At 52.6% G+C, this 21,244-nt stretch carries 20 protein-coding genes; 2 read left to right on the plus strand and 18 right to left on the minus strand.

The window, feature by feature from the left end; genetic code table 11:
* Positions 1-52 precede the first annotated feature (52 nt).
* The 4 genes from ABLV78_RS21390 to ABLV78_RS21405 form a co-directional block, all read right to left on the minus strand.
* On the minus strand, positions 53-2,338 hold the full coding sequence (locus ABLV78_RS21390; RefSeq protein WP_059355901.1) for a hydratase: 2,286 nt from the start codon (positions 2,336-2,338) through the stop codon (positions 53-55).
* A gap of 54 nt (positions 2,339-2,392) precedes the next feature.
* Positions 2,393-3,655 carry an SLC13 family permease gene (locus ABLV78_RS21395; RefSeq protein ID WP_047043984.1) on the minus strand — a complete coding sequence of 421 codons (1,263 nt, stop codon included), beginning with the start codon at positions 3,653-3,655 and terminating at the stop codon, positions 2,393-2,395.
* A 91-nt stretch (positions 3,656-3,746) separates the two neighbouring features.
* Positions 3,747-5,180: an anion permease gene (locus tag ABLV78_RS21400; protein ID WP_045395790.1), complete on the minus strand. Its 1,434-nt coding sequence runs from the start codon at positions 5,178-5,180 to the stop codon at positions 3,747-3,749.
* A gap of 45 nt (positions 5,181-5,225) precedes the next feature.
* Entirely contained in the window at positions 5,226-6,281 is a 1,056-nt protein-coding gene (locus tag ABLV78_RS21405) for a 4-oxalomesaconate tautomerase (protein ID WP_047043968.1), read from the minus strand.
* A gap of 270 nt (positions 6,282-6,551) precedes the next feature.
* On the opposite strand from ABLV78_RS21405, the gene ABLV78_RS21410 reads away from it, so the two are divergent.
* Entirely contained in the window at positions 6,552-7,481 is a 930-nt protein-coding gene (locus ABLV78_RS21410; protein WP_045395794.1) for a LysR family transcriptional regulator, read from the plus strand.
* 9 nt (positions 7,482-7,490) lie between these two features.
* Here ABLV78_RS21410 and rihC read toward each other — a convergent pair whose 3' ends face one another.
* The 6 genes from rihC to ribF form a co-directional block, all read right to left on the minus strand.
* Positions 7,491-8,405: a ribonucleoside hydrolase RihC gene (gene rihC / locus ABLV78_RS21415; RefSeq protein ID WP_047043966.1), complete on the minus strand. Its 915-nt coding sequence runs from the start codon at positions 8,403-8,405 to the stop codon at positions 7,491-7,493.
* 67 nt (positions 8,406-8,472) lie between these two features.
* Positions 8,473-9,423 carry a 4-hydroxy-3-methylbut-2-enyl diphosphate reductase gene (ispH, locus tag ABLV78_RS21420; protein ID WP_047043964.1) on the minus strand — a complete coding sequence of 317 codons (951 nt, stop codon included), beginning with the start codon at positions 9,421-9,423 and terminating at the stop codon, positions 8,473-8,475.
* 1 nt (position 9,424) lies between these two features.
* The gene (gene fkpB / locus ABLV78_RS21425) at positions 9,425-9,874 is read right to left on the minus strand and encodes an FKBP-type peptidyl-prolyl cis-trans isomerase (RefSeq protein WP_047043962.1); all 450 of its coding nucleotides are present in this window, start codon (positions 9,872-9,874) and stop codon (positions 9,425-9,427) included.
* Between the two features lie 123 nt (positions 9,875-9,997).
* Complete coding sequence (lspA, locus tag ABLV78_RS21430) at positions 9,998-10,495, minus strand: signal peptidase II (protein WP_045395800.1); 498 nt, start codon at positions 10,493-10,495, stop codon at positions 9,998-10,000.
* Positions 10,495-13,311, minus strand: coding sequence for an isoleucine--tRNA ligase (ileS, locus tag ABLV78_RS21435; RefSeq protein ID WP_047043960.1), 2,817 nt, complete (start codon positions 13,309-13,311; stop codon positions 10,495-10,497). The genes lspA and ileS overlap by 1 nt, the downstream gene beginning before the upstream one ends.
* 45 nt (positions 13,312-13,356) lie before the next feature.
* On the minus strand, positions 13,357-14,295 hold the full coding sequence (gene ribF / locus ABLV78_RS21440) for a bifunctional riboflavin kinase/FAD synthetase (protein ID WP_045378895.1): 939 nt from the start codon (positions 14,293-14,295) through the stop codon (positions 13,357-13,359).
* A 330-nt stretch (positions 14,296-14,625) separates the two neighbouring features.
* On the opposite strand from ribF, the gene rpsT reads away from it, so the two are divergent.
* The gene (rpsT, locus tag ABLV78_RS21445; RefSeq protein WP_001518655.1) at positions 14,626-14,889 is read left to right on the plus strand and encodes a 30S ribosomal protein S20; all 264 of its coding nucleotides are present in this window, start codon (positions 14,626-14,628) and stop codon (positions 14,887-14,889) included.
* A gap of 97 nt (positions 14,890-14,986) precedes the next feature.
* Here the strand turns inward: rpsT and nhaR are convergent, their stop codons facing one another.
* The 8 genes from nhaR to ABLV78_RS21485 all read right to left on the minus strand — a co-directional run bounded on the left by nhaR (position 14,987) and on the right by ABLV78_RS21485 (position 21,216).
* Positions 14,987-15,886, minus strand: coding sequence for a transcriptional activator NhaR (gene nhaR, locus ABLV78_RS21450; protein WP_045395806.1), 900 nt, complete (start codon positions 15,884-15,886; stop codon positions 14,987-14,989).
* 50 nt (positions 15,887-15,936) lie between these two features.
* Complete coding sequence (gene nhaA / locus ABLV78_RS21455; protein WP_047043958.1) at positions 15,937-17,112, minus strand: Na+/H+ antiporter NhaA; 1,176 nt, start codon at positions 17,110-17,112, stop codon at positions 15,937-15,939.
* A gap of 121 nt (positions 17,113-17,233) precedes the next feature.
* On the minus strand, positions 17,234-17,524 hold the full coding sequence (locus ABLV78_RS21460; protein ID WP_045395811.1) for a hypothetical protein: 291 nt from the start codon (positions 17,522-17,524) through the stop codon (positions 17,234-17,236).
* A 60-nt stretch (positions 17,525-17,584) separates the two neighbouring features.
* A complete protein-coding gene (locus ABLV78_RS21465) occupies positions 17,585-18,424 on the minus strand; it encodes a DsbA family protein (RefSeq protein ID WP_047043955.1) in 840 nt (279 codons plus the stop codon).
* Positions 18,425-18,482: 58 nt separating this feature from the next.
* On the minus strand, positions 18,483-19,181 hold the full coding sequence (locus ABLV78_RS21470) for a pili/flagellar-assembly chaperone (RefSeq protein ID WP_047043953.1): 699 nt from the start codon (positions 19,179-19,181) through the stop codon (positions 18,483-18,485).
* Positions 19,174-19,692, minus strand: a complete 519-nt coding sequence (locus tag ABLV78_RS21475; protein ID WP_047043951.1) for a fimbrial protein BcfF — start codon at positions 19,690-19,692, stop codon at positions 19,174-19,176. Before ABLV78_RS21475 ends, ABLV78_RS21470 begins: the two co-directional genes overlap by 8 nt.
* 10 nt (positions 19,693-19,702) lie before the next feature.
* The gene (locus ABLV78_RS21480; RefSeq protein ID WP_047043949.1) at positions 19,703-20,239 is read right to left on the minus strand and encodes a fimbrial protein BcfE; all 537 of its coding nucleotides are present in this window, start codon (positions 20,237-20,239) and stop codon (positions 19,703-19,705) included.
* Positions 20,239-21,216 carry a fimbrial protein BcfD gene (locus ABLV78_RS21485; RefSeq protein WP_396280117.1) on the minus strand — a complete coding sequence of 326 codons (978 nt, stop codon included), beginning with the start codon at positions 21,214-21,216 and terminating at the stop codon, positions 20,239-20,241. The genes ABLV78_RS21480 and ABLV78_RS21485 overlap by 1 nt, the downstream gene beginning before the upstream one ends.
* Positions 21,217-21,244: the final 28 nt, after the last annotated feature.

Raw genomic sequence — 21,244 nt, forward strand, 5'->3', positions numbered from 1 at the left:
ATTAATGTTGAAAGGATTGCTGGCAGAGAAACACTGCCAGCATGACCAGATATTAATTAGCGAGGATTAATTGATTTCTATTATAATTAATAAGACCACCGGCCTTAATAATCTCCTGCTCCGACGAGGTTAATTTCTCCATATAAAGCGTTATCTGCTTCACAGGTCGATTATCGCTGACTACAAAAGCGGTGATATCACTAAACTCACCGGTTAGTGCGCTTTTTATTGCCGGGATATAGATAAAATCGCCGACCTCGAAATCAGGCGCCTCTTTCATCTGCAGCGGCAGCATCCCCCAGTTAATCACATTGGAACGATAGCGCTTGGTCGCATACTCCTGGCTAATATTGGCCAGCCCGCCAAGCACGCGCTGGCAGCTAGCGGCCTGCTCTCGCGCTGAGCCATCACCGGGTTTGACCGCATAGATCATGCTACCTATCTCAGTCTGTGCCGCGCTAATATTTTCCTGACCCGGTAGCAGACGTATCTGGGAAAATATATTTTCCAGCTGTGGATTTAAACGGCAAAGATCTTCACCCTTAACGCGTTGTTGCTCCATAACGGCAATTTTTTTAGCCCGCCCCACATACTGCGGATCGCGACGGGAGAGCGTAAATTCCGCCAGCCCCAGGGGGTTCGAACGAAACGATGATGTTTCCCCTGACGGTATCAGCTCGTCGGTAGTCGTTACCGGATCCATTATCTTTGCGGCGACCACTAACAGAACATTATCCGTTAATGCATTCATTTCCGGCCAATCTTTTATATTCGGGCCATAGATTAGCGGCTGCTGTGTAGCGCCTTTAACGAATCCCTGATAAATCCGGTTTTTATAGGGGGAAACATCAAATTCATATTCCGGAGCATCATGCCAGCAATCGAGCTCCGCCGCCGAGGTTAACAATCCCCCGTTAGCGGCCGTCGCGGCAATTGAACGCGCGTCCATCAATGCCACCGCCGACATCTGCCCATTTCCCGGCTTGGAACCTTCACGGTTCGGAAAGTTACGCGTCGTATGACGGATACTTAAGCCATTATGCATCGGGGTATCACCGGCGCCGAAGCAAGGACCGCAGAACGCGGTACGAATAATGGCGCCCGCACTCATTAAGTCATTGATCATTCCCTTCTTCGTTAACGCCATCAGCACCGGTTGTGAGGAGGGGTAAACGGAAAGCGAGAAAATATTATCGCCACAGGAGTGATGCCTCAGGGCATTCGCCGCCTGTACGACGTTGACATAGTTTCCCCCGGCGCAACCAGCAATAATGCCCTGCTGAACGCGTAATTTACCGTTCTCTATTTTGTCCAGCAGTGAAAGCTTCGCGCGTCCCAGCGAGATTTTCTCAGCTTCAATTTCAACCTGGCGTAAAATGTCCGGTAAATTCTGATTAAGTGTATCAATTTCATAGACATTGGCTGGGTGAAACGGTAGCGCAATCATCGGTTTGATGGTACTTAAATCGATTTCGATACAACCATCGTAGTAGGCCATCTCTTTTGCTGACAGCGCACGATAATCTTTCTCTCTACCATGAAGGCGTAAAAAATGCCGCGTCTCTTCATCGGTCTGCCAGATAGAGGATAAGCAGGTCGTCTCAGTAGTCATGACATCAATACTGTTTCGATAGTCGGTCGACATACTGGCCACGCCGGGACCAACGAATTCCATCACTTTGTTCTTCACATAACCGTTTTTGAATACCGCGCCGATTAATGCCAGCGCAATATCCTGAGGGCCAACGCCAGCGGCAGGTTTGCCAGTTAAATACACCGCGACGACATCGGGATAATCAATATCCCAGGTGTTTCCCAGCAGTTGTTTAACTAGCTCACCGCCGCCTTCACCGACGGCCATCGTCCCCAGCGCGCCATAACGCGTATGACTATCCGATCCCAGTATCATTTGGCCGCTACCAGCCATCATTTCACGCATATACTGGTGAATAACCGAAATATGTGGCGGAACGTAAATCCCGCCATATTTCTGCGCGGAAGTGAGACCAAAAATATGATCGTCGCTGTTAATGGTTCCTCCCACCGCACAAAGTGAATTGTGGCAGTTGGTTAAAACATACGGCAATGGAAAGCGGGTCATGCCGGAGGCTTTTGCCGTCTGGATGATGCCAACAAAGGTAAGGTCATGGGAGGTCATAGAATCAAATTTAATTTTTAATTTCAGTTCATCTCCCGAGTGGCTATGAGATGACAAAATTGACCATGTTATGGTTCCCTTTCGTGCAATCTCTTTGGCGACAGGATTGGCGCATTCCTGTTCTGGGATAATCCCATGCTGATGGGATAAATATACCCCACTATCATGTAATTTAATCATGACTTGTGTCCTTCAGATAGATTAAATAATTAGGCGATGCTTTTATCCGTATTATTACGAATAGAAAGGAAAAAATATCGGCAGTAAAATAAAGCTCACCACCACAGATATAATAATCAGCGGTAATCCGACCCTGACATAATCCATAAACCGATATCCTCCGGCGGAAAAAATCATCATATTCGCCGGCGTCCCCACCGGGGTCGCATAAGCACATGAACAACCAATGACAATAGCCATTAGCACCGCTCGCGGATCGGCCCCCATGGAATTCGCAATAGACAGACCAATAGGAATCAGCAAGGCCGCTGTTGCGGTATTCGACATGAAGTTCGTTAATACACAGGATATGATTAACACAGCACTTAACAGTAAGAACGGCGAAGCCTGTTGACCCAGCAGATCGATAATAGAACGGGCCATGATTTCACCCGCGCCAGTGGTTTCGAGTGCTTTCGCTAAAGCTAAAGTACCGCCAAACAGAAAAATCGTCTGTGAGTCAATTGACTGGTAGGCCTGTTTTTCAGTAATCACTCGCGTAATAACCAAAAATAAGGCGCCAATTGAACCAATAATTGCAATTGGCAAACCAATGACGCTCTCAAAAATCATGCCCAGTACGGTAAATACCAACACTAAAACCGCAATAACTTGCTTATATTTAGAACAGTCAACTTTCCTGCTCTTTTCTGCTTTTTCCTCGGTACGCACAGATTGTGCCGGTAACAATTTATAACCTATTGTCAAAAAGTAGATGATCCCGCAAAGCAGCATAGGGATACCCAGTTTGGCATACTCGAAAAAACCGAAGCGTTGCCCGACTTGTTCCAGCGCCGACTGGGCGATCAAATTACCCGGCGAGCCAATAAGCGATAAGTTTCCACCCAGCGCCGACGCAAACGCTAATGGCATCAACAAACGAGATTGCGCATAGCCAGACTTCACCGCGGCGCCGATAACTACGGGGATCAGTACCGCGGCCGTTCCCGTGTTAGACAGAAAGCCGGAGAGTATTCCGCAAACCAACATGATAATAACGATGAGTTGCTTCTCCGAGCGTGCGTAACGGGTAACTATTCCTCCAATTTTATCTGTGACGCCAGTTTCGAATAAGGCGCCGCCAACCACAAACATGGCGACAAATAAAATGACATTCTGGTTAATAAACCCCGAGAAGGCCGTTTTCACATCAAACACGCCGGTTACGACCAGGACAATGCATACGATCATCGCGGTCGCCGCCAGCGGGATCTTCTCCCAAATAAACATCACAATTGAAAATAACAATAGTGACAATGTAATTGTTACTGGAGACATAAAAATGCGACACTCCATTTAGCGTTTTTAAAATATATCCTTGTTCCATGAACGCAGATTATAAAAAAGGTCAAAATCAAGATTTAATTTATTAGATTACCTTCCAGTACATTAATAACTCCCACCACCATACCCCGATGGTGATATGCAGGATGAACGTCAGCAGCGCCAATATACCGCCGACAATCCACCACGATTTAATATCATTATAACCAACGCCAAATATCACCGGGCCAGCGGCGCCGCCATAATGGGTGACCATACCGCCATACGAATTACTAAACAGCAGGGCTAATGCGGTTAACATAACTGGCGCACCGGAAACATTCGCCAACATAGCGAAGACCGGGACCATCGCCACAATATAAGCGCTGCCGGAGGCGAAGAAATAACGCACTAATATACTTAATGCTACAATAACGACAAAAGCCAGCGTGCTATGAGTGCCAAACGATATATTGTCCTTCAGCAATTCAGCTAACCACAAGAAAAAGCCCACTTTAGATAATAGTGAACTCAAGCCAATGATCCCGCCGTACCAAATCAGGGTATTCCATCCCCCTTTATTTTTTATCACATCATCCCAGGTGACGATTTTTAACACCAGCATCAATGCCATGACACAAATAGCTACCGTTGATTCGTTAACGCCAAGCGACTTACTAAATACCCAACCGGCTAATGCCATGACAAACAGGCAGGAGAGCATTTTTTCACGTAAGGTCATCGGCCCTAAAGACTCAAGACCCTCTTTGGCAATTGCCTTATTATCCACTTTCTTTAACTCTGGTGGATATAACTTATAGGTAATGAGCGGTGTTAATAACAGCATAATAATGCCAGGTAATATTCCGGCTAATGCCCATCCGCCCCAACTCAATTTGATATGACAAATATCTTCAATCATTTTGAGCGCCAGTATATTCCCAGCCATTGCGGTAAAGAACATATAACTGGTCGTTTTGGTAACCATATAGACGTTAATCATCAAATAATGGCCAACGCGTTTTGCCGTATGCTCCGGTTCCGAGCCTAACGCAACAGCCACGCTATTGATGATAGGTAAGACGATACCACCGGCGCGAGCCGTATTCGACGGTGTTGCGGGGGAAAGGATGAGATCAAGAAAGGCGGTAACATAGCCTAAGCCAAGCGTGGTACTCCCTATCTTGCCAATAAGAATATAAGCAATCCGCTTACCTAAACCAGTAATAACAAAGGCAGCACTTAAGGTAAACGCTGAGAAAACCAGCCAGGTAGTTCCCGATGCATAGCCACTTAATACACTCGATGATTTTATTACGCCATCACCTAAATTACCAATAACGACCATTGATGTGGCGACAGCGACTAACAATATTACCGGTTCAGAAAACGGCTTAATAACCAAACCAACAATCGCCGCCAGATAAATCCCTGATAGCACCCAAGCCAGTTTGGTCAATCCCGCTGGAGCCGGAAATAGACTAATAAGCAATGGGATGGCGACAAGCACTAATAGCTTGCATACTGTTTTTTTATCCATTTCGATCCCTTACCTGAATAAAATTATAGAAGAACACTGATTAAGTTATTCAGGGAGATAAACCATGCCAGAAAGAATCTTACGTGCGGTACGAATAACCGATGCGCGAATATTTTCAGGATTTCCATTCGCGTTACTTAAGTTCACCTCAATGCTGCCGCTAGGGTGTTCAACGCTAATTAATCCTTCACCAGACATTCGCGTAAGCTCATTAACCACGGTGTCGGCGATAACACAAGAACTCGCCAGACCGATAGCGCCCGTAATCGCCAGAGACTTATGGCAGCTGTGGGGCATGAAATAACGCACGCTCATTGTTCCGCCGTGTTGCGGTGGAGCAACCAGTACCGGTTTAGGTATAACCATGTTGGATACATCGCCAAACCCCATTGCCGCGCCAGCTTGTTGACGTATAGATTCAAGACGCTGGAAAAATGCACTGTCCTTGTCTAATTCAGCAGCAGATTCATATCCGGTTTTACCGAGACTGTGTGCAGGGATAATCACCATCGGCATCGCCATATCAATACACGTGACGCGAATATCATCAAAAATATCGACCCGGTTACCGGTGGGGAAAAGTTGGCCCGACTTCGCCCCGGCGGCGTTTAGAAATGTCAGAGCAACGGGAGCCGCCTGCCCGGGAACGCCATCAATATGGGTATTCCCTTCATAAACGACCAGGCCGTTCGGTGTTTGAATGTCAGCATCGACAAAGGTATTGGTATTTACGTTTCTGATACGCACCCGCGTTACCGGTGAATTCGCCGCGATGAGACCTTTTTCGATAGCAAATCCACCTACCGCGCACAGCATATTGCCGCAATTAGGCGTGGTATCGACCCGCCGTTCATTGACAATGACCTGCACAAATAAATAGTCAATGTCTGCTTGTGGGCTGGACGATTGACTGACAATAGCCACTTTACTGGTTTGCGGGCTACCACCGCCAATACCATCAATTTCCAGTTCATGGCCTGAACCCATGATGGTTAATAACGCCTCATCACGTTTTTGAATATCTTCAGGTAGATCATCCGCTAAAAGAAAAGCCCCTTTTGACGTTCCTCCACGCATGAGAACACACGGAATTTGTTTCATAACACGCTCCTTACAAATATAGAAGAAAAAGAATAAATAAACGGGGCGTGAATTTAATGAACTTAATGTATTTAAAGTTTTTTATTTACTTTATTATTCATTAATCGCACAACCGTTCACCATCTGATTCTACTTGCAAGGCGGATAGTGATTGATAAAATATGAAAATAAGACTTATACCTACAAAACATTAATAATAACTATCGGCACGGTAATAATTAACAAGGCCATTCTATATATCAATAATTCATCTCAGATTACGGAGCAACAATGAATAATGAACTATCCGGTATGAAAGCCTTTGTCACTGTTGCCGAACTGGGTTCATTTAGCAAAGCCGCTGAAGTTCTTAACCTGACGCAACCCGCCCTAACCCGAAAAATACAGAAAATAGAAAGTAATCTTAATACCCCGCTTTTCGAACGAACCACCCGAAAAATCATGCTCACCCAGGCAGGACAAATGCTTCTTCCTAAAGCGAAATCACTGATTGCCAGCCTAGATGCCGCCATTTTCAACATCAGCAACCTGACTTCGAATGTGCATGATACGGTAACGCTTTCTTGTATCCCGACGGCGGTATTTTATTTTTTACCACGTGCTATCGTTCAATTTAATCAGCGCTATCCCCACATCAAAGTTCGAATTTATGAACAAGGTATAGAAAATTGCATGACTTCGGTGAGAAAAGGCGAAGTCGATTTTGGAATAAATATGAACTTCATCACACATCCCGACATCGAATTTAGCCCGCTGGTCAACGAACCCTTCGTGCTGGCTTGCCGGCAGGATCATCCGCTCGCCAGTAAAAAATTAGTGGAATGGCGCGAGCTCGTCTCGCAGAGATTAATTGGCGTCAGACGCTCAAGCGGTAATCGGCAACTTATTGAAAGTTGCCTGCAGGATAAACCGTGGAGGTTAGATTGGTTTTACGAAGTCAGACATTTATCCACCTCTCTTGGTCTGGTCGAGGCGGGGCTTGGCATATCGGCTCTGCCCTGCCTGGCCATGCCGCATCACGCTAACAGCGCTGTCGTCAGCGTGCCGCTGGTTGAACCGGTCATCAGGCGCACGCTTGGCATGATTCGCGTTAAAAACCGTCCTCTTTCCGCGGCGGCTGAACGCTTCGCTTCATTATTGCTACTCATGTGGACGGATGAAGCGAGCGAGTTATGGTGTAATGTGGTCGATTCACACTAGCTTTACCTGTCACGGCGCGAGAGCGAAAACCTCCGCCGCCCAACGTTGAAAACCAGTGATATCCAAATCCAGCGCCACTTGGGCGTTGGCCGGTTGTCCCAAACGCCCTTCGATATCCACCACGGTGGTGCCGGCCGTCCAGGTCCCCTGCGTCTCCACCGCTACAAAGCAGGGTTTGAGCATAAATAGATCCGGGCGAACCAACCACGCGATAGCGCAGAGATCGTGCATTCTCAGGCCGCTGCTCATACTGCCGCTGCGATAGTGGCTAAACAGCGCATGAAGCATTTTACCGGTTTGATTGAGCGTCGGCAGGGTTGCCAGATAGTCCGCACTCAGCAGCGCCTTATTGGTGACATCCAGTCCGCACATCACAATGTCCAACCCACTCTGGAAGACTTTCGCGGCGGCTTCCGGATCGATGGCGATATTAAACTCGGCGTTAGGGGTAAAGTTGCCGCGACCGGCCGAGCCGCCCATCAGCACCAGTCGACGAATATTAAACAGGCACTCAGGATACTGCGTAATCAGCAGAGCAATATTGGTTAGCGGGCCGATGGCCACCAGTGTCACGGGTTCCGGCGCGTGCATCAGCGCATCGCGAATTGCCTGAAAAGCCGGTTTAGCCAGCGGCTGGCGGTTATGCTCGACGAAATCATAGCCCTCCATGCCGGATTCGCCGTGCACCGAGGCGGCATCGCGCAGCGGACGCACCAGCGGCATCGATGCCCCTTGCGCCAGTGGTACATCAGCATTCCAGAAATGCAGCAACTGCAGCGCATTGCGGGTCGTCTTCTCCACCGAGACATTACCCGCGACCGTCGTCATGAGTTGCAAATCCAGCTGCGGTGAGAAGAGCGCGGCGGCGATCGCCGCCGCGTCGTCAATACCCGGATCGGTGTCGAGAATAATCGGTAAGCGCATGGTTTTCTCCCAAAAAAAATGCCAGACGTTAAGTCTGGCATCTTCTCATACTGATGGATGAAAGAACTTACTCTACTTCACGGACATCCACACGCAGCTCTTTCGGCACTTCAAAAACGATATTCTCTTCACGGCCTTCCAGCGGCACCGCTTCACCGCCGCCCAGCTCCTGCAGGCGGGCAATCACGTTCTGCACCAGGATATCCGGGGCCGACGCGCCCGCCGTTACTCCAACGCAGGCAGCGGATTTCACCCACTGTTCCTGAATATCGGTGGCATCGTCGATAAGATAAGCCGCTTTCCCCATCCGCTGCGCCAGTTCGGCCAGACGGTTAGAGTTAGAGGAGTTTTTCGAACCGACTACCAGCACCACGTCAGCCTGTTCCGCCAGCGCGCGTACGGCTTCCTGACGGTTAGTCGTGGCGTAGCAAATATCGTCTTTACGCGGGCCGACGATTTTCGGGAAGCGCTCGCGCAGCGCGTCGATAACGTCAGAAGTATCGTCGACGGAGAGCGTGGTCTGAGTCATAAACGACAGTCGGGCATCGTTTTTCACTTCCAGCTTCAGCACATCTTCCGGCGACTCAACCAGGTACATGCCCCCTTCCGGGTTATTGTACTGACCCATGGTGCCTTCAACTTCCGGATGCCCGGCGTGGCCGATCAGGATCGACTCTTCGCCGCGGCGGCTGGCGCGGGCGACTTCCATATGGACTTTGGTCACCAGCGGACAGGTGGCGTCGAAAACCGTCAGGTCACGACTCTTCGCTTCATTGCGTACCGCCTGTGAAACGCCGTGAGCAGAGAAAATCAGGATCGCGCCGTCCGGCACTTCGCTAATCTGTTCGATAAAAATCGCTCCACGCTGACGCAGGCTATCGACGACGTAGCGGTTATGGACGACTTCGTGACGTACGTAGATTGGCGCGCCGTACAGCGTCAGCGCGTTTTCGACAATGCTGATAGCGCGGTCAACGCCGGCGCAAAAACCGCGCGGGTTAGCCAACAGGATCTGCATCTTACCCCTCCAGCGCCGGATCGACTTCCAGCACTTCAATATCAAAATGAACGGTGCGCCCGGCCAGCGGATGGTTGAAATCAACGGTAATAGAGTCGCCGTTCACTTCGCGGATCACGCCGGGCATTTCGCTGCCATCCATTGCGGTAAAGAGCATAATTGCGCCAATTTCCGGCTCGCCGGCGTCGATAAACTCGCGGCGAGAGAAATATTGGATCAGGTCCGGAGTCGGTACGCCGAATGCGGCGTCAGGTTCCAGCGAGAAAGTGGTTTTATCGCCGGCTTTCAACCCCAGCAGATGCTGTTCCAGCCCTTCGGAAAGCGAGGCGTCGCCGAGACGAAACAGCGCCGGTTTACCGTTGCCGCGCGTGGACTCGGCGGTGGAGCCATCATCCAGTTTTAGCGTGAAGTGCACCAGCACCGCGCTGTTGCTCTGTACAGAGTTAGACATGCAGGTTTGCTCTTTTACATTACCGCCACTTGTTGCCCGGTGGCGCTGCGCTTACCGGGCAATAAGGGCCGATGTATACTGTAGGCCGGATAAGACGCTTTAGCGTCGCCATCCGGCAATTTTTTATGCTGTTTTTTTATCACTGGAAGGCAAGAAACCTTCCAGCACAATCAGCGCCGCGCCGATGCAGATGGCGCTATCGGCAAGGTTGAAGGTGGCGAAATGCCAGTCGCCGACGTAAAAGTCGATCATATCGACCACAAAGCCGTGCCACAGGCGGTCGAACAAATTCCCTAACGCGCCGCCAATGATCAGCGCGTAGGCAATGTTGTTCAGCTTTTGCGTCGCCTTCGAACGGTACATCAGCACCGTCAACACCACACAGATGCCGACCGCAATCCCGGCGAAGAACCAGCGCTGCCAGCCGCCGCTATCGGCGAGGAAGCTAAAAGCCGCGCCGTAGTTGCGCGCATAATGCAGATTAAGCGATGGAAACAGCGATACCGTCTCCCCCAGAGCGAAGTTCTGGAGGATCAGGAATTTGCTGCCCAGATCGATAATCAGCACGGCTACGACGACCCACAGCCAGCGTAGCCCCGTTGAACAGATCGATTTACTCATCAGGCGAATTTACGTTGCTCGCCGTCACCGGCGACGTTACTGACACAGCGACCGCAGATTTCCGCGTGTTCCGCCACCTTGCCGACGTCGCTGGTGTAATGCCAGCAGCGTGGGCATTTCTCGCCTTCGGCTTTGCTCAGGACCACTTTCAGCCCTTTCAGCAGATCGCTCTGCCAGGCATCAGCCGGCGCCTGTGCATAATCGGCAACGTTAGCGCCGGAGGTCAACAGGACAAATCGCAATTCTTCGCCCAGCGCGTTGAGCTTGGCCGCCAGTTCGGCATCGGCATACAGCGTAACCGCCGCTTCCAGAGAACCGCCAACTTTCTTGTCCGCACGCGCCTGCTCAATCACCTTGTTGACTTCGCCGCGCACTTTCAGCAGTTCATCCCAGAAACCGTCGTTCATCGCTTCGTCGTCGGCCAGGCCGAACAGGCCTTCATACCACTCGCCGGTAAAGACGTATTTTTCACGCTCGCCCGGCAGGTAGCCCCAGATTTCGTCCGCGGTGAAGGACATGATCGGCGCCATCCAGCGCACCAACGCTTCCACAATGTGGAACAGCGCGGTCTGGCAGCTGCGGCGCGCCACGCTGTCCGCTTTCGCGGTGTACTGGCGGTCCTTGATAATATCGAGGTAGAACGAACCCATCTCGATGGAGCAGAAGCGCATCAGGCGCTGCACCACTTCGTGGAAATCGTAGGATTCGTAGGCTTTGAGGATATCTTCCTGAGCCGCCTGCGCGCAGCCGACCGCCCAGCGATCCAGAACGACCATCTCTTCCGGTTTGACCATGTCTTTTGCCGGATCGAAACCGTTAAGGTTCGCCAGCAGGAAGCGCGCGGTGTTACGGATACGACGATAGCTGTCCGCGGCGCGTTTGAGGATCTCATCGGAGACCGCCATTTCGCCGGTGTAGTCGGTGGAAGCCACCCACAGACGCAGAATATCGGCGCCCAGTTTGTTCATCACGTCCTGCGGGCTAACGGTGTTACCGATAGACTTGGACATTTTGCGGCCCTGACCGTCGACGGTGAAGCCGTGGGTCAGTACCTGACGATATGGCGCTTTGCCTTTCATTGCCGTGGAGATCATCAGCGAAGACATGAACCAGCCGCGATGCTGATCGGAGCCTTCCAGATACATGTCCGCGGCGTGACCGGCGAATTCCGGACGCACATCAACCACCGAAGAGTGGGTAGACCCGGAGTCAAACCACACGTCGAGGGTATCCGGCACTTTTTCGTAGCTGTCGGCGTCATCGCCCAGGATGTCGCGGGAATCGAGATCCCACCATGCCTGGATGCCGTCAACTTCAACGCGTTTCGCCACTTCTTCCATCAGTTCGAGGGTACGCGGATGCAGCTCGTGAGTTTCTTTATGCACGAACAGCGACATCGGCACGCCCCAGGTACGCTGACGGGAGATACACCAGTCAGGACGGTTGGCTACCATCGATTCGATACGCGCCTGGCCCCAGTCCGGGATCCACTGCACGCCTTTGATCTCTTTCAGAGACTGCGCGCGCAGGCCTTTCTGATCCATGCTGACGAACCACTGCGGGGTGGCGCGGAAGATGATCGGCGATTTGTGGCGCCAGCAGCACGGATAGCTGTGCTGCATTTTTTCCACGTGCAGCAGCGCGCCGCTGTCACGCAGCATCTCAACGATGATGTCGTTGGCTTTGAAGACGTTGATACCGTCCAGAGACGGGTAAGTACCTGGCAGGTAAGAACCGTCCGGGCCAACCGGGTTGGCGATTTCCAGACCGTATTTCTGGCTGATAGTGTAGTCGTCCGGACCGTGGCCGCCGGCGGTATGCACCGCACCGGTACCCGCGTCCAACGTCACGTGGTCGCCAAGGATAGCCGGCACGTCAAAATCGAGGAACGGATGCTTGAAGCGCATCAGTTCAAGTTCGGAACCTTGTACCGCCGCCAGGATGGTGTAATCCGCCACGCCAATGCGCTGCATCACGCTTTCAACCAGGTCTTTCGCCAGGATCAGCGCCTGACCGTCAACCTGTACCAGCGCATAGTCGAACTCAGGCGACAGAGAGATGGCGCGGTTAGCCGGCAGGGTCCACGGCGTCGTGGTCCAGATAACTAGCGAAACCGGGCCAGTGACGTCGGCTACGCCGAATTTGGCCAGTACCGCGGCTTTATCTACCGCGTGGAACGCCACATCGATAGACGGAGACGTTTTGTCATAATACTCCACTTCCGCTTCCGCCAGCGCGGAACGGCAGTCAACGCACCAGTGAACCGGCTTAGCGCCTTTATGCAGGTGACCGTTGCCGATGATTTTACCCAGCGCGCGGATGATATTGGCTTCAGTTTTGAAGTCCATGGTCAGGTACGGACGCGACCAGTCGCCCAGTACGCCCAGGCGGATAAAGTCTTTACGCTGGCCGTCGATCTGCTCGGCGGCATATTCACGGCACTTGGCGCGGAATTCTGCAGCGGTGAATTTCTCGCCCGGCTTACCGTATTGCTGCTCGACTTTCAGTTCGATCGGCAGACCGTGGCAGTCCCAACCCGGAACGTACGGCGAGTCAAAACCCGTCAGTCCTTTGGACTTAACGATAATGTCTTTCAGAATCTTGTTAACCGAGTGACCAATATGAATGCTGCCATTCGCATAAGGAGGGCCATCATGCAGAATGAAGGTTTTTTTGCCTTTTTTCGCCGCACGGATGATGCCGTACAGGTCATCATCGGTCCAACGCGCCAGCATTCCCGGTTCGCGTTTGGCGAGATCGCCACGCATCGGGAACCCTGTTTCCGGCAAATTCAGGGTGGATTTATAGTCACTCATCAGATTCTCGGTTCCGTTATTTCGGTTTGATAAATACCAGTAGGATTATCCCTGCCTGGTGAGCCCAAAGTACTCGCGGGCCGTTAACTCATCTCGTGCGATTTGCGCTTTTAGCTCATCCAGCGACGCAAAACGCTGCTCGTTACGTATTTTTTTACGCAGTATTACATCTATATGGCGACCGTAGAGGTCCATTACAACGTCCAGAAGGTGAACTTCCAGCTGCTGCCGCACGCCGGAGACCGTTGGACGAGTGCCAATGTTGGCGACGCCGGGTAATGGCTTATCGCCGAGCCCTGCCACTTCTACCGCAAAGACCCCTTTAACCGGGGAAACCTGACGACGCAGCGGTAAGTTCGCCGTCGGGAAACCTATGGTGCGCCCCAGCTCATCGCCGTGGACGACGCGACCAGAGATGGTAAACGGATGCCCCAGCAGGTTTTCCGCCTGCGCGAGGTCATCGTCGGCCAGCGCCTGACGCACCGCGGTGCTGCTAATACGTACGCCACCTTCACAGAAGGTCTGAGTGCTGGTGACGTCAAAACCGTACTCCGCCCCTGCCTTCTGTAATAACAAGAAATCCCCCTGACGACCAGCGCCAAAGCGGAAATCATCCCCCACGGCAAGGAACTGCACGCCAAGCTGGCGCACCAGCAGTTCGCTGATAAAATCTTGCGCCGTCAGCGCGGCGAAACGCCGGTCGAAACGGACACACAGCACGTAGTCGACGCCGCTTTCCGCCAGGTAACCCAGCTTTTCACGCAGCCGCGTGATCCGCGCCGGCGCTTTATCGGCGGCAAACAGCTCCAGCGGCTGCGGCTCAAAAATCATCACCACAACCGGCAGACCGAGCTGGCGGCCCTCTGCGCGCAGGCGCTGCAGCAGCGCCTGATGCCCGCGATGCACGCCGTCGAAATTTCCAATGGTCAGCACGCACCCGTGCGGGGCCTGACTGAGATTATGTATGCCGCGTATCAGCTTCATGTCTGGCTCAAAACAGTGAAAATCGTCCGAGTATACCTTGTACAACAGGCGACGTTAACCAGCGATTGCACCTCGATTACGAAAGATCCTGCTAATTCATTCACTCAGCGTAAGAATGCAGGAAAAACTATACGCGGCCGTCGATTTTTATGGTGGAAAGACTGTATTCGACTACAACAAGCTGGTAGAATCTTGCGCCATCACTACGTAATGAAGCCTCGTTATCTTAAACGGCGCTTATTTGCACAAATCCATTGACAAAAGAAGGCTAAACGGGCATATTCCTCGGCCTTTGAATTGTCCATATAGAACACATTTGGGAGTTGGACCTTGGCTAATATCAAATCAGCTAAGAAGCGCGCCGTTCAGTCTGAAAAGGCTCGCAAGCACAACGCAAGCCGTCGCTCTATGATGCGTACTTTCATCAAGAAAGTATACGCAGCTATCGAAGCTGGCGACAAAGCTGCTGCACTGAAAGCATTTAACGAAATGCAACCAATCGTGGACCGTCAGGCTGCTAAAGGTCTGATCCACAAAAACAAAGCTGCGCGTCATAAAGCAAACCTGACTGCACAGATCAACAAACTGGCTTAATCGCCCGCTTGCTGAACTTTGTTAAAGAAACCCGCGAAAGCGGGTTTTTTTATGTCTGTTGTTCGTCTGGGCCGACCTCTGCCGGCCATAGTCGCGCTTAACTTTGCGGCTGCGCAAACAGCGATGAATAATCGCGATTGCAGATACGCTGTACCGCAGGATGCTGAATCATTCGTTCGGCAAAAATAGCGTGATACTCCTCCATCACGTTCTCCATGCGCCCGATTTCCACAATCGACTCATCGGCATAAAAATCGTGAGCATAGAGGGTTGGCGCCACAAAAATCGCGTTGTGCGCCGCGCCGAAGGCTTTCATGAGCGCCGCATCGTCGAACTCGCCGAGAATTTCCACCTGTAGCCCCTGCGAATTAAACCAGTTCAGCAGCTTGCGCCCGAGCATTGAACGACGGCCGGGAATAAGCAGGCGACGCTCCTCAAGACAGGCGGGAAACGCTTTTTCCGGCGGCGGATTCATACACCAGAAGCTGACCCCGCACTCGCCGATTTTCACCGAGAACAGCCCTTCCTGCTGAGTAGAGTCAATTGGGCAATCGGAGATAATCATATCCAGCTTATGCTGGCTCAGTTGCTCCAGCAGCATCTCGTGGGTGGATTCAAAACAGCGCAGATGAATTTGCTCATCTTCCACTACTGCCGCATCCAGCACGCCGCTCACTAACCGCTTGGAAAGCGCATCAGCGACGCCGACATCAAATAGCAGGTTCGACTCTTTGCGGTAATTGACGATATCGAGCATCTCCTGGCTCAGCGTAAACATGCGATCCGCGTAGCGAAATACCAGCTCACCCAATTCGCTCGGTTCCAGACCTCGCCCTTTGCGTTTAAAGAGCTTTCCCTGCAGTCGCTCTTCCAGCGCTTTTATTTGCCCGGTGATCGTCTGCGGCGTCAAATAGAGCGCCTCGGCGGCGCCGACGACCGAGCCTTCACGGTAGACGTGCCAAAAGTAGTACAAATGGTTGTAATTGATATGCGACATGCATCCCTCCCTGATATGTCCGGGAGAGCCCACAGGCCCTCCCGATGAAGTTACACGCTGTGAGTAAGATCCGTTTCGCGCTTACGCAGAATCATGTAGCCGATGACGGCAGACAGGATAGACCCTATCAGAATGCCCAGCTTAGCCCAGTTGATCAATCCGGGATCCACGCTGCTAAAAGCGAGCGTGGCGATGAAAATCGACATGGTGAAGCCGATTCCGCACAGTACGCCGACCGCCATAATCTGCGGGAAGCGGGTTCCTGGCGGCAGCGAGGCCCACTTAAACTTCAGCGCCAGCCAGCAGAACAGGCTGATGCCAAGCGGCTTACCGACAAACAGCCCGGCGATAATCCCCAGCGGCAGCAGTGAGGTCAGCCCCGCGAATGTGACGCCCTGCAGCGAAACCCCGGCATTGGCAAAAGCAAACAGCGGCAGGATAAGAAACGCGACCCACGGATGCAGCACATGTTCAAGCTGCTTCGCTGGCGATTTGCCATTCTGCTCCTTCAACGGAATCATAAAACCGACGATAACCCCCGCCAGGGTCGCATGTACGCCGGATTTCAGTACCGCCGTCCACAGCACCGCGCCTACCAGTATATAGATACCGGTGCGCCGCACGCCGCTCAGATTAAGCGCCGTCAGCACCACAATCGCGCCTGCGGCGACGGCCAGCGATAGCACCGATAGATCGTTGGTATAAAACAGCGCAATAATAACGATCGCCCCAAGGTCATCGATGATAGCCAGCGCCATCAGGAAAATTTTCAGCGCCGTTGGTACACGGTTGCCTAATAGCGCCAAAACGCCAAGCGCGAAGGCGATATCTGTCGCCGCCGGGATCGCCCACCCTTCCCGCGCAACGGGATCCTGGGCATTGAAGGCTAAGTAGATAAGCGCAGGCACCACCATGCCGCCAATCGCGGCAACCACCGGGAACACCGCCTGACGGCGACTGGCAAGCGCCCCCTGGATCATCTCACGCTTAACCTCCAGACCAATTAACAGGAAAAACACCGCCATTAGCGCATCGTTGATCCACAACAGCATGTTTTTGTTAATTTCCAGCGCACCGACGCGCAGCTGTACCGGCGTTTCCAAAAAAGCATGATACAGACCGCTGGTGACGCCGCTATTGGCCATCATCATCGCCAGCGCAGCGGCGCAGATTAAGATAATGCCCCCGGAAGCATCGCTACTGAAAAATCGTTGCAGATGTTTCACTTTTACTCTCACCTTGTTGGTCAATAACTCGATAAAAGTATGATACAACCGCTAACACATCGAAAAAATCAGATTTAAGTTGCCATTACACTCATTTTTTCCGAGCTATAAGCGCCTCTCGTTAATCATAGACCACCCGTAGCAGGGTGAGCTGCTTGTCGGTATCGAGATAGCTTTTTTCCACCGTCGCGTAAGCTGAGGCCAGCGAAGTCGTGATATTTTCCACAATCACGTGGCGTTCGATGCGATCGGCGCGCTGGCAAAAAATCTCGCTACTTTCCGTTTCGTTCCAGCAGCTTTCAGTAACTACGTTGCCAAAAAATTGGATATTACCGACAGTGTGCGCCCGCACGCCGCCGATCGTGAACAGTGAAATGGCCGCCAGCCCTAACCAGCGTTTCTTGAATTGCATACGCGAAATCCTCGGTCGGAGGAAGCAGATAACCGGGAACCGCGCCCCGGTCGCTGAGACTTAGCCTTTAGCTTTCTGAATCGCCATCTGCAACGCATCCTGCGACGTACTGCCCGGCACTACCGAGATACGACCGGCGTCCGGAGCGGCAGCCTGCGGCATGACCACAAAAGCCGGAGTACCGGAAAAGTTCATATGTTGAGCCAGCGCCTGATTGCTCATCAGCGCGTCATGCACCGCCCCGCTCTGCTCGGCGGTTTTTACCGCCGTCATTTGCGGCTGGGTGAGATAATGCGACGCCAGCGCGTAAACATCCTGCTCGGTTAACTGCCCCTCCACTTTGCCGGTAGCGTACAGCGCATTATGCCAGGCCAAATATTTCGTGCCGCCATCCTTCAACCACACTTGTTCACCGACCCTCGCCGCCAGACCTGACACCGGCCAGCGGGATGAAAAAATCGGGAACTCTTTAAAGATAAAACGCGTGTCAGGATTGGATTTCACGAGCTCCTCCACCACGGGCGACATCTTGCTGCACCAGGAACACTGGTAATCAAAAAACATCACCACCGCTGCTTTGGCATCCGCCGGGCCAACGGAGGGAGAGCTATCGCTCAGCAGTTCAGAGCGGTACTGCAGCGCCAGCTGCGCATAAGCCTGCTTCTGGGCGACCTGCTGGCGCTGATGTAGCGTTTCGCTGGCGGCAATCAGGAATTCCGGATGATCCGCCAGATACGTCGCCACCGCTTCGCCGACTTTATCAGGATGGCTGGCGATATAGGCTTCCGCGGCCGGTCCAATATCGCTGGCAGCTGGAGTGGTATTCGCCGCCAGTACGGAAAAAGAGATGACGCCGCCAAGCGCCATGCACACCGCCAATTTACAGGAAAGTTTGCGCATTATTGAGCTCTCATTATTAAGTTCAGGGGATGCCCACAGGGGCTGAGTAAAATCGTCATCATCGTTGCGCCGTTACCGTAACCGGCGGCATTACCCCTCCCGCATCGTTGAGACTTTGCCAGCGCACGACGCAGCGTGTCACCTGTCGACACCACGACGTGCGGCGGGTAGAAAAGGGCGCGACCACCCCCGCGTCGTCTATAGGCGCACCGTTGACGCGGGTTGAAAAGAGGGTGACGTAGTAGGGCCCGGCATTGCGTACCGTCAGACCATCCGCCGTTAAGTTCCAGGCTAATTGGCGATAAGCCTGCTGCGGATCGCCGGTTAGCCCTACGGGCCGATAAATCAGCTTTAACGCCGAGCGAAAGGCCATCTGCACGCTATTGACGCCGGTTTTTCCCGATGGAATAGCGGCAATACTCAGGGTGAACAAAGTTTCATGATCCTGCGCCAGCGCCTCGCCGCTCCACGCGACACGCAGCGTGTTCTCCTGCCCTGCGCGCAATAAGAAGAGCGGCGGCGTGACCACGAATGGCTGTTTACGGGGTGACAAATTATCAGCGCCTGGCCAGCGTCCACCGCTCAGCACGTGGCTGTCCACCAGCCAGTCGCTCTCAGAGGTATTGCGTAGCGGAACGCTCAGCGTCGTCCGCTCAGCGTGATAAATAAAACGCGTGCCGCCAATCACCACGCCCGCATGACCTATTCCAAAGGGCAACAGCCAGAGCCAAAACCAGCAGAAAAGTCGTCTATTCATAACTCAGCACAAAAGTCGCGGAAGCATCGGCTACACCCGGCGCCACCGGGGCGCCATCAGCCACATAGCGGGCATAAAACTGTAAACGTTGGGACGCAGCGCCCGCGCTTAGCGCCTGCACATCGCTTTGCGCCCCCGGCGCGATCTGTTGTTTGTTCTTGTCGTATAACGCAATCCCGATACCAGAGGCCGCGTTCGCTCCACTATCCAATGCGAAAAGGTCGCCGCTTTGCGAGTCGCTGACGCCGTTAAAGCTCAGCGTTACGCCGCTGGCGGTGCTACCGCAATTTTGCAGCGTGATTGAAAATGGCTGCCATTCCGCGCCGGCCCCCGTTTGATAAAACTGGCGGTTGCTGACGGTTCCCATATCGACCTGAATGTTTTCGGAATCCGGCGACAGCGTGCAGGTGTTGTCGGTAATCGTTCCCGTCACATAAACCCTCCCGTCATGCGCCAGCGCGCCGCTTACCGCCAGAAGAAGCCCACAGCAGAAGCACAGTTGTTTGATCATTGCCGCGCGCCTATTCATATTGCAGATCGAAATACATCACCGCCGTCGCATTGCCGGAGGTCACGGTTGGTCGGGTAGATTTGTAGCGGATATAAAACGATAAGGTGTTGCGGCCCGTTTTCAGCGGATAGACTACCGAGCTGGTGTTATTGATGCTGACGGCATCCTGGTCCTCATCAAGGATCTCCACGCCAACGCCGCCAGCCAGCATTTTTTCGCTACCCATCCCGGTGTCACTCAGCGCCAGTAGCGCCGGGTTGTCGCTGTCGGCAGTGCCGGTAAACCAGATTTTGCTGCCGGTAATGCCCCGCGAGCAGTTTTTTAGATTGATGTTGAACGGCTTGAACTTCGTCGTCGTACCGGTAGAGGGGAAATCCTCCACCGAGAACTGACCTAAATCGATACTCTGGCTGAGGCTGGAAATTTCGACATCGCAGGTTTGCGCGACAATCGTGCCGGTAAATTCCAGGTTGTAACCGCTATCGTCGGCGTAGCAGCCGTTACCGCACAGCAGGATAAGTAAGATAAAGTACTGAAACAGGCGCATTAATCGAAATCCACCCGTAAGTTAGCCAACGCGGTAAAAGCGCCTTCCGCCGGCGTCTGGCCGGTGGTGCTGACCGGATACGCTTGCAGGGAAAGGGTCGCCTGTCCGTTTTCATCGGTAGTAAAAGGCTCGACGCTGCTGGCGTCATTGGGTGTTAATACCGTGCCATCGCTGCTTTCGACCACCACGCCAACATCAGGATTATCGGTGGCGATAGCCTGGCTTAAGTGGCTATCGGCGGTGGCTATCAACCGCAGACTCAGGCTAACCTGTGAATCCACCCCACTGCACTTCACCGGCACGGTGAATCTTTTATTACGGACACCGGTTGGTTTTTCTCCGACGCGATTGAAACCGCCGCTGTACAGTGAGCCAAAATCAACGAGGATGGTTTGCCCAGCGTTAATCTCGCAGCTTTGCGGCACGGTCACGCTGCCGCTGTAGACAATGCTGTATACCACGGTACTCAGCGGATCATCCCCGGTGGTGGTGACATAAACGTTAAACATGGTCTTCGGTTCGATATTTACCGTGCCAATAAATGGTTTAACCACCTTAAGCTGAAATACCAGGTTTGAATCATGTACCGGGAATGGTGAGCCATTGTTAACGTTGGCGTCATAACCCATATAGACATAATCAATCGGCGGATAAAATTCCCCTGCCGCCGAGTCTTCGATGCGCATCGCCCCTTCAAGATAGGTGCCGTCCAGCTGCATATATTTCCAGTCGCCGTTGGTTTCCACTATCGATGAAGAAGCGACATACGAACGAAACGTCCGCCCGGAATCTGAAGAACCCGCAGGGCAAATCGCCTGCACGTTTACATCCTGGTTTTTACTCAGCTGAGTGGTCGAACCGGCCTGATTTTGCGCTGCCGTCAGCGTCGTCGTCAGGTCATAATCGACCGTCGCAGGCGAGCCATTGGTATTCTGGCAAATGGCTGCCAGACTACCGCGGGCCAGCAGCAACCCCATGAACAGAACAAGAAAAGAGACAGGCTTC

This window comes from Klebsiella sp. CN_Kp075 (genome assembly GCF_040065055.2).
In the GTDB taxonomy this organism is placed as follows: Bacteria; Pseudomonadota; Gammaproteobacteria; order Enterobacterales; family Enterobacteriaceae; genus Klebsiella; species Klebsiella aerogenes.

What these genes read in the sequence shown, in the direction of transcription:
- ABLV78_RS21390 (WP_059355901.1), bottom strand. Translation starts at nt 2,338, where the DNA reads ATGATTAAATTACATGATAGTGGGGTATATTTATCCCATCAGCATGGG.
- ABLV78_RS21395 (WP_047043984.1), bottom strand. Translation starts at nt 3,655, where the DNA reads ATGTCTCCAGTAACAATTACATTGTCACTATTGTTATTTTCAATTGTG.
- ABLV78_RS21400 (WP_045395790.1), bottom strand. Translation starts at nt 5,180, where the DNA reads ATGGATAAAAAAACAGTATGCAAGCTATTAGTGCTTGTCGCCATCCCA.
- ABLV78_RS21405 (WP_047043968.1), bottom strand. Translation starts at nt 6,281, where the DNA reads ATGAAACAAATTCCGTGTGTTCTCATGCGTGGAGGAACGTCAAAAGGG.
- ABLV78_RS21410 (WP_045395794.1), top strand. Translation starts at nt 6,552, where the DNA reads ATGAATAATGAACTATCCGGTATGAAAGCCTTTGTCACTGTTGCCGAA.
- rihC (WP_047043966.1), bottom strand. Translation starts at nt 8,405, where the DNA reads ATGCGCTTACCGATTATTCTCGACACCGATCCGGGTATTGACGACGCG.
- ispH (WP_047043964.1), bottom strand. Translation starts at nt 9,423, where the DNA reads ATGCAGATCCTGTTGGCTAACCCGCGCGGTTTTTGCGCCGGCGTTGAC.
- fkpB (WP_047043962.1), bottom strand. Translation starts at nt 9,874, where the DNA reads ATGTCTAACTCTGTACAGAGCAACAGCGCGGTGCTGGTGCACTTCACG.
- lspA (WP_045395800.1), bottom strand. Translation starts at nt 10,495, where the DNA reads ATGAGTAAATCGATCTGTTCAACGGGGCTACGCTGGCTGTGGGTCGTC.
- ileS (WP_047043960.1), bottom strand. Translation starts at nt 13,311, where the DNA reads ATGAGTGACTATAAATCCACCCTGAATTTGCCGGAAACAGGGTTCCCG.
- ribF (WP_045378895.1), bottom strand. Translation starts at nt 14,295, where the DNA reads ATGAAGCTGATACGCGGCATACATAATCTCAGTCAGGCCCCGCACGGG.
- nhaR (WP_045395806.1), bottom strand. Translation starts at nt 15,886, where the DNA reads ATGTCGCATATCAATTACAACCATTTGTACTACTTTTGGCACGTCTAC.
- ABLV78_RS21460 (WP_045395811.1), bottom strand. Translation starts at nt 17,524, where the DNA reads ATGCAATTCAAGAAACGCTGGTTAGGGCTGGCGGCCATTTCACTGTTC.
- ABLV78_RS21465 (WP_047043955.1), bottom strand. Translation starts at nt 18,424, where the DNA reads ATGCGCAAACTTTCCTGTAAATTGGCGGTGTGCATGGCGCTTGGCGGC.
- ABLV78_RS21470 (WP_047043953.1), bottom strand. Translation starts at nt 19,181, where the DNA reads ATGAATAGACGACTTTTCTGCTGGTTTTGGCTCTGGCTGTTGCCCTTT.
- ABLV78_RS21475 (WP_047043951.1), bottom strand. Translation starts at nt 19,692, where the DNA reads ATGATCAAACAACTGTGCTTCTGCTGTGGGCTTCTTCTGGCGGTAAGC.
- ABLV78_RS21480 (WP_047043949.1), bottom strand. Translation starts at nt 20,239, where the DNA reads ATGCGCCTGTTTCAGTACTTTATCTTACTTATCCTGCTGTGCGGTAAC.
- ABLV78_RS21485 (WP_396280117.1), bottom strand. Translation starts at nt 21,216, where the DNA reads ATGGGGTTGCTGCTGGCCCGCGGTAGTCTGGCAGCCATTTGCCAGAAT.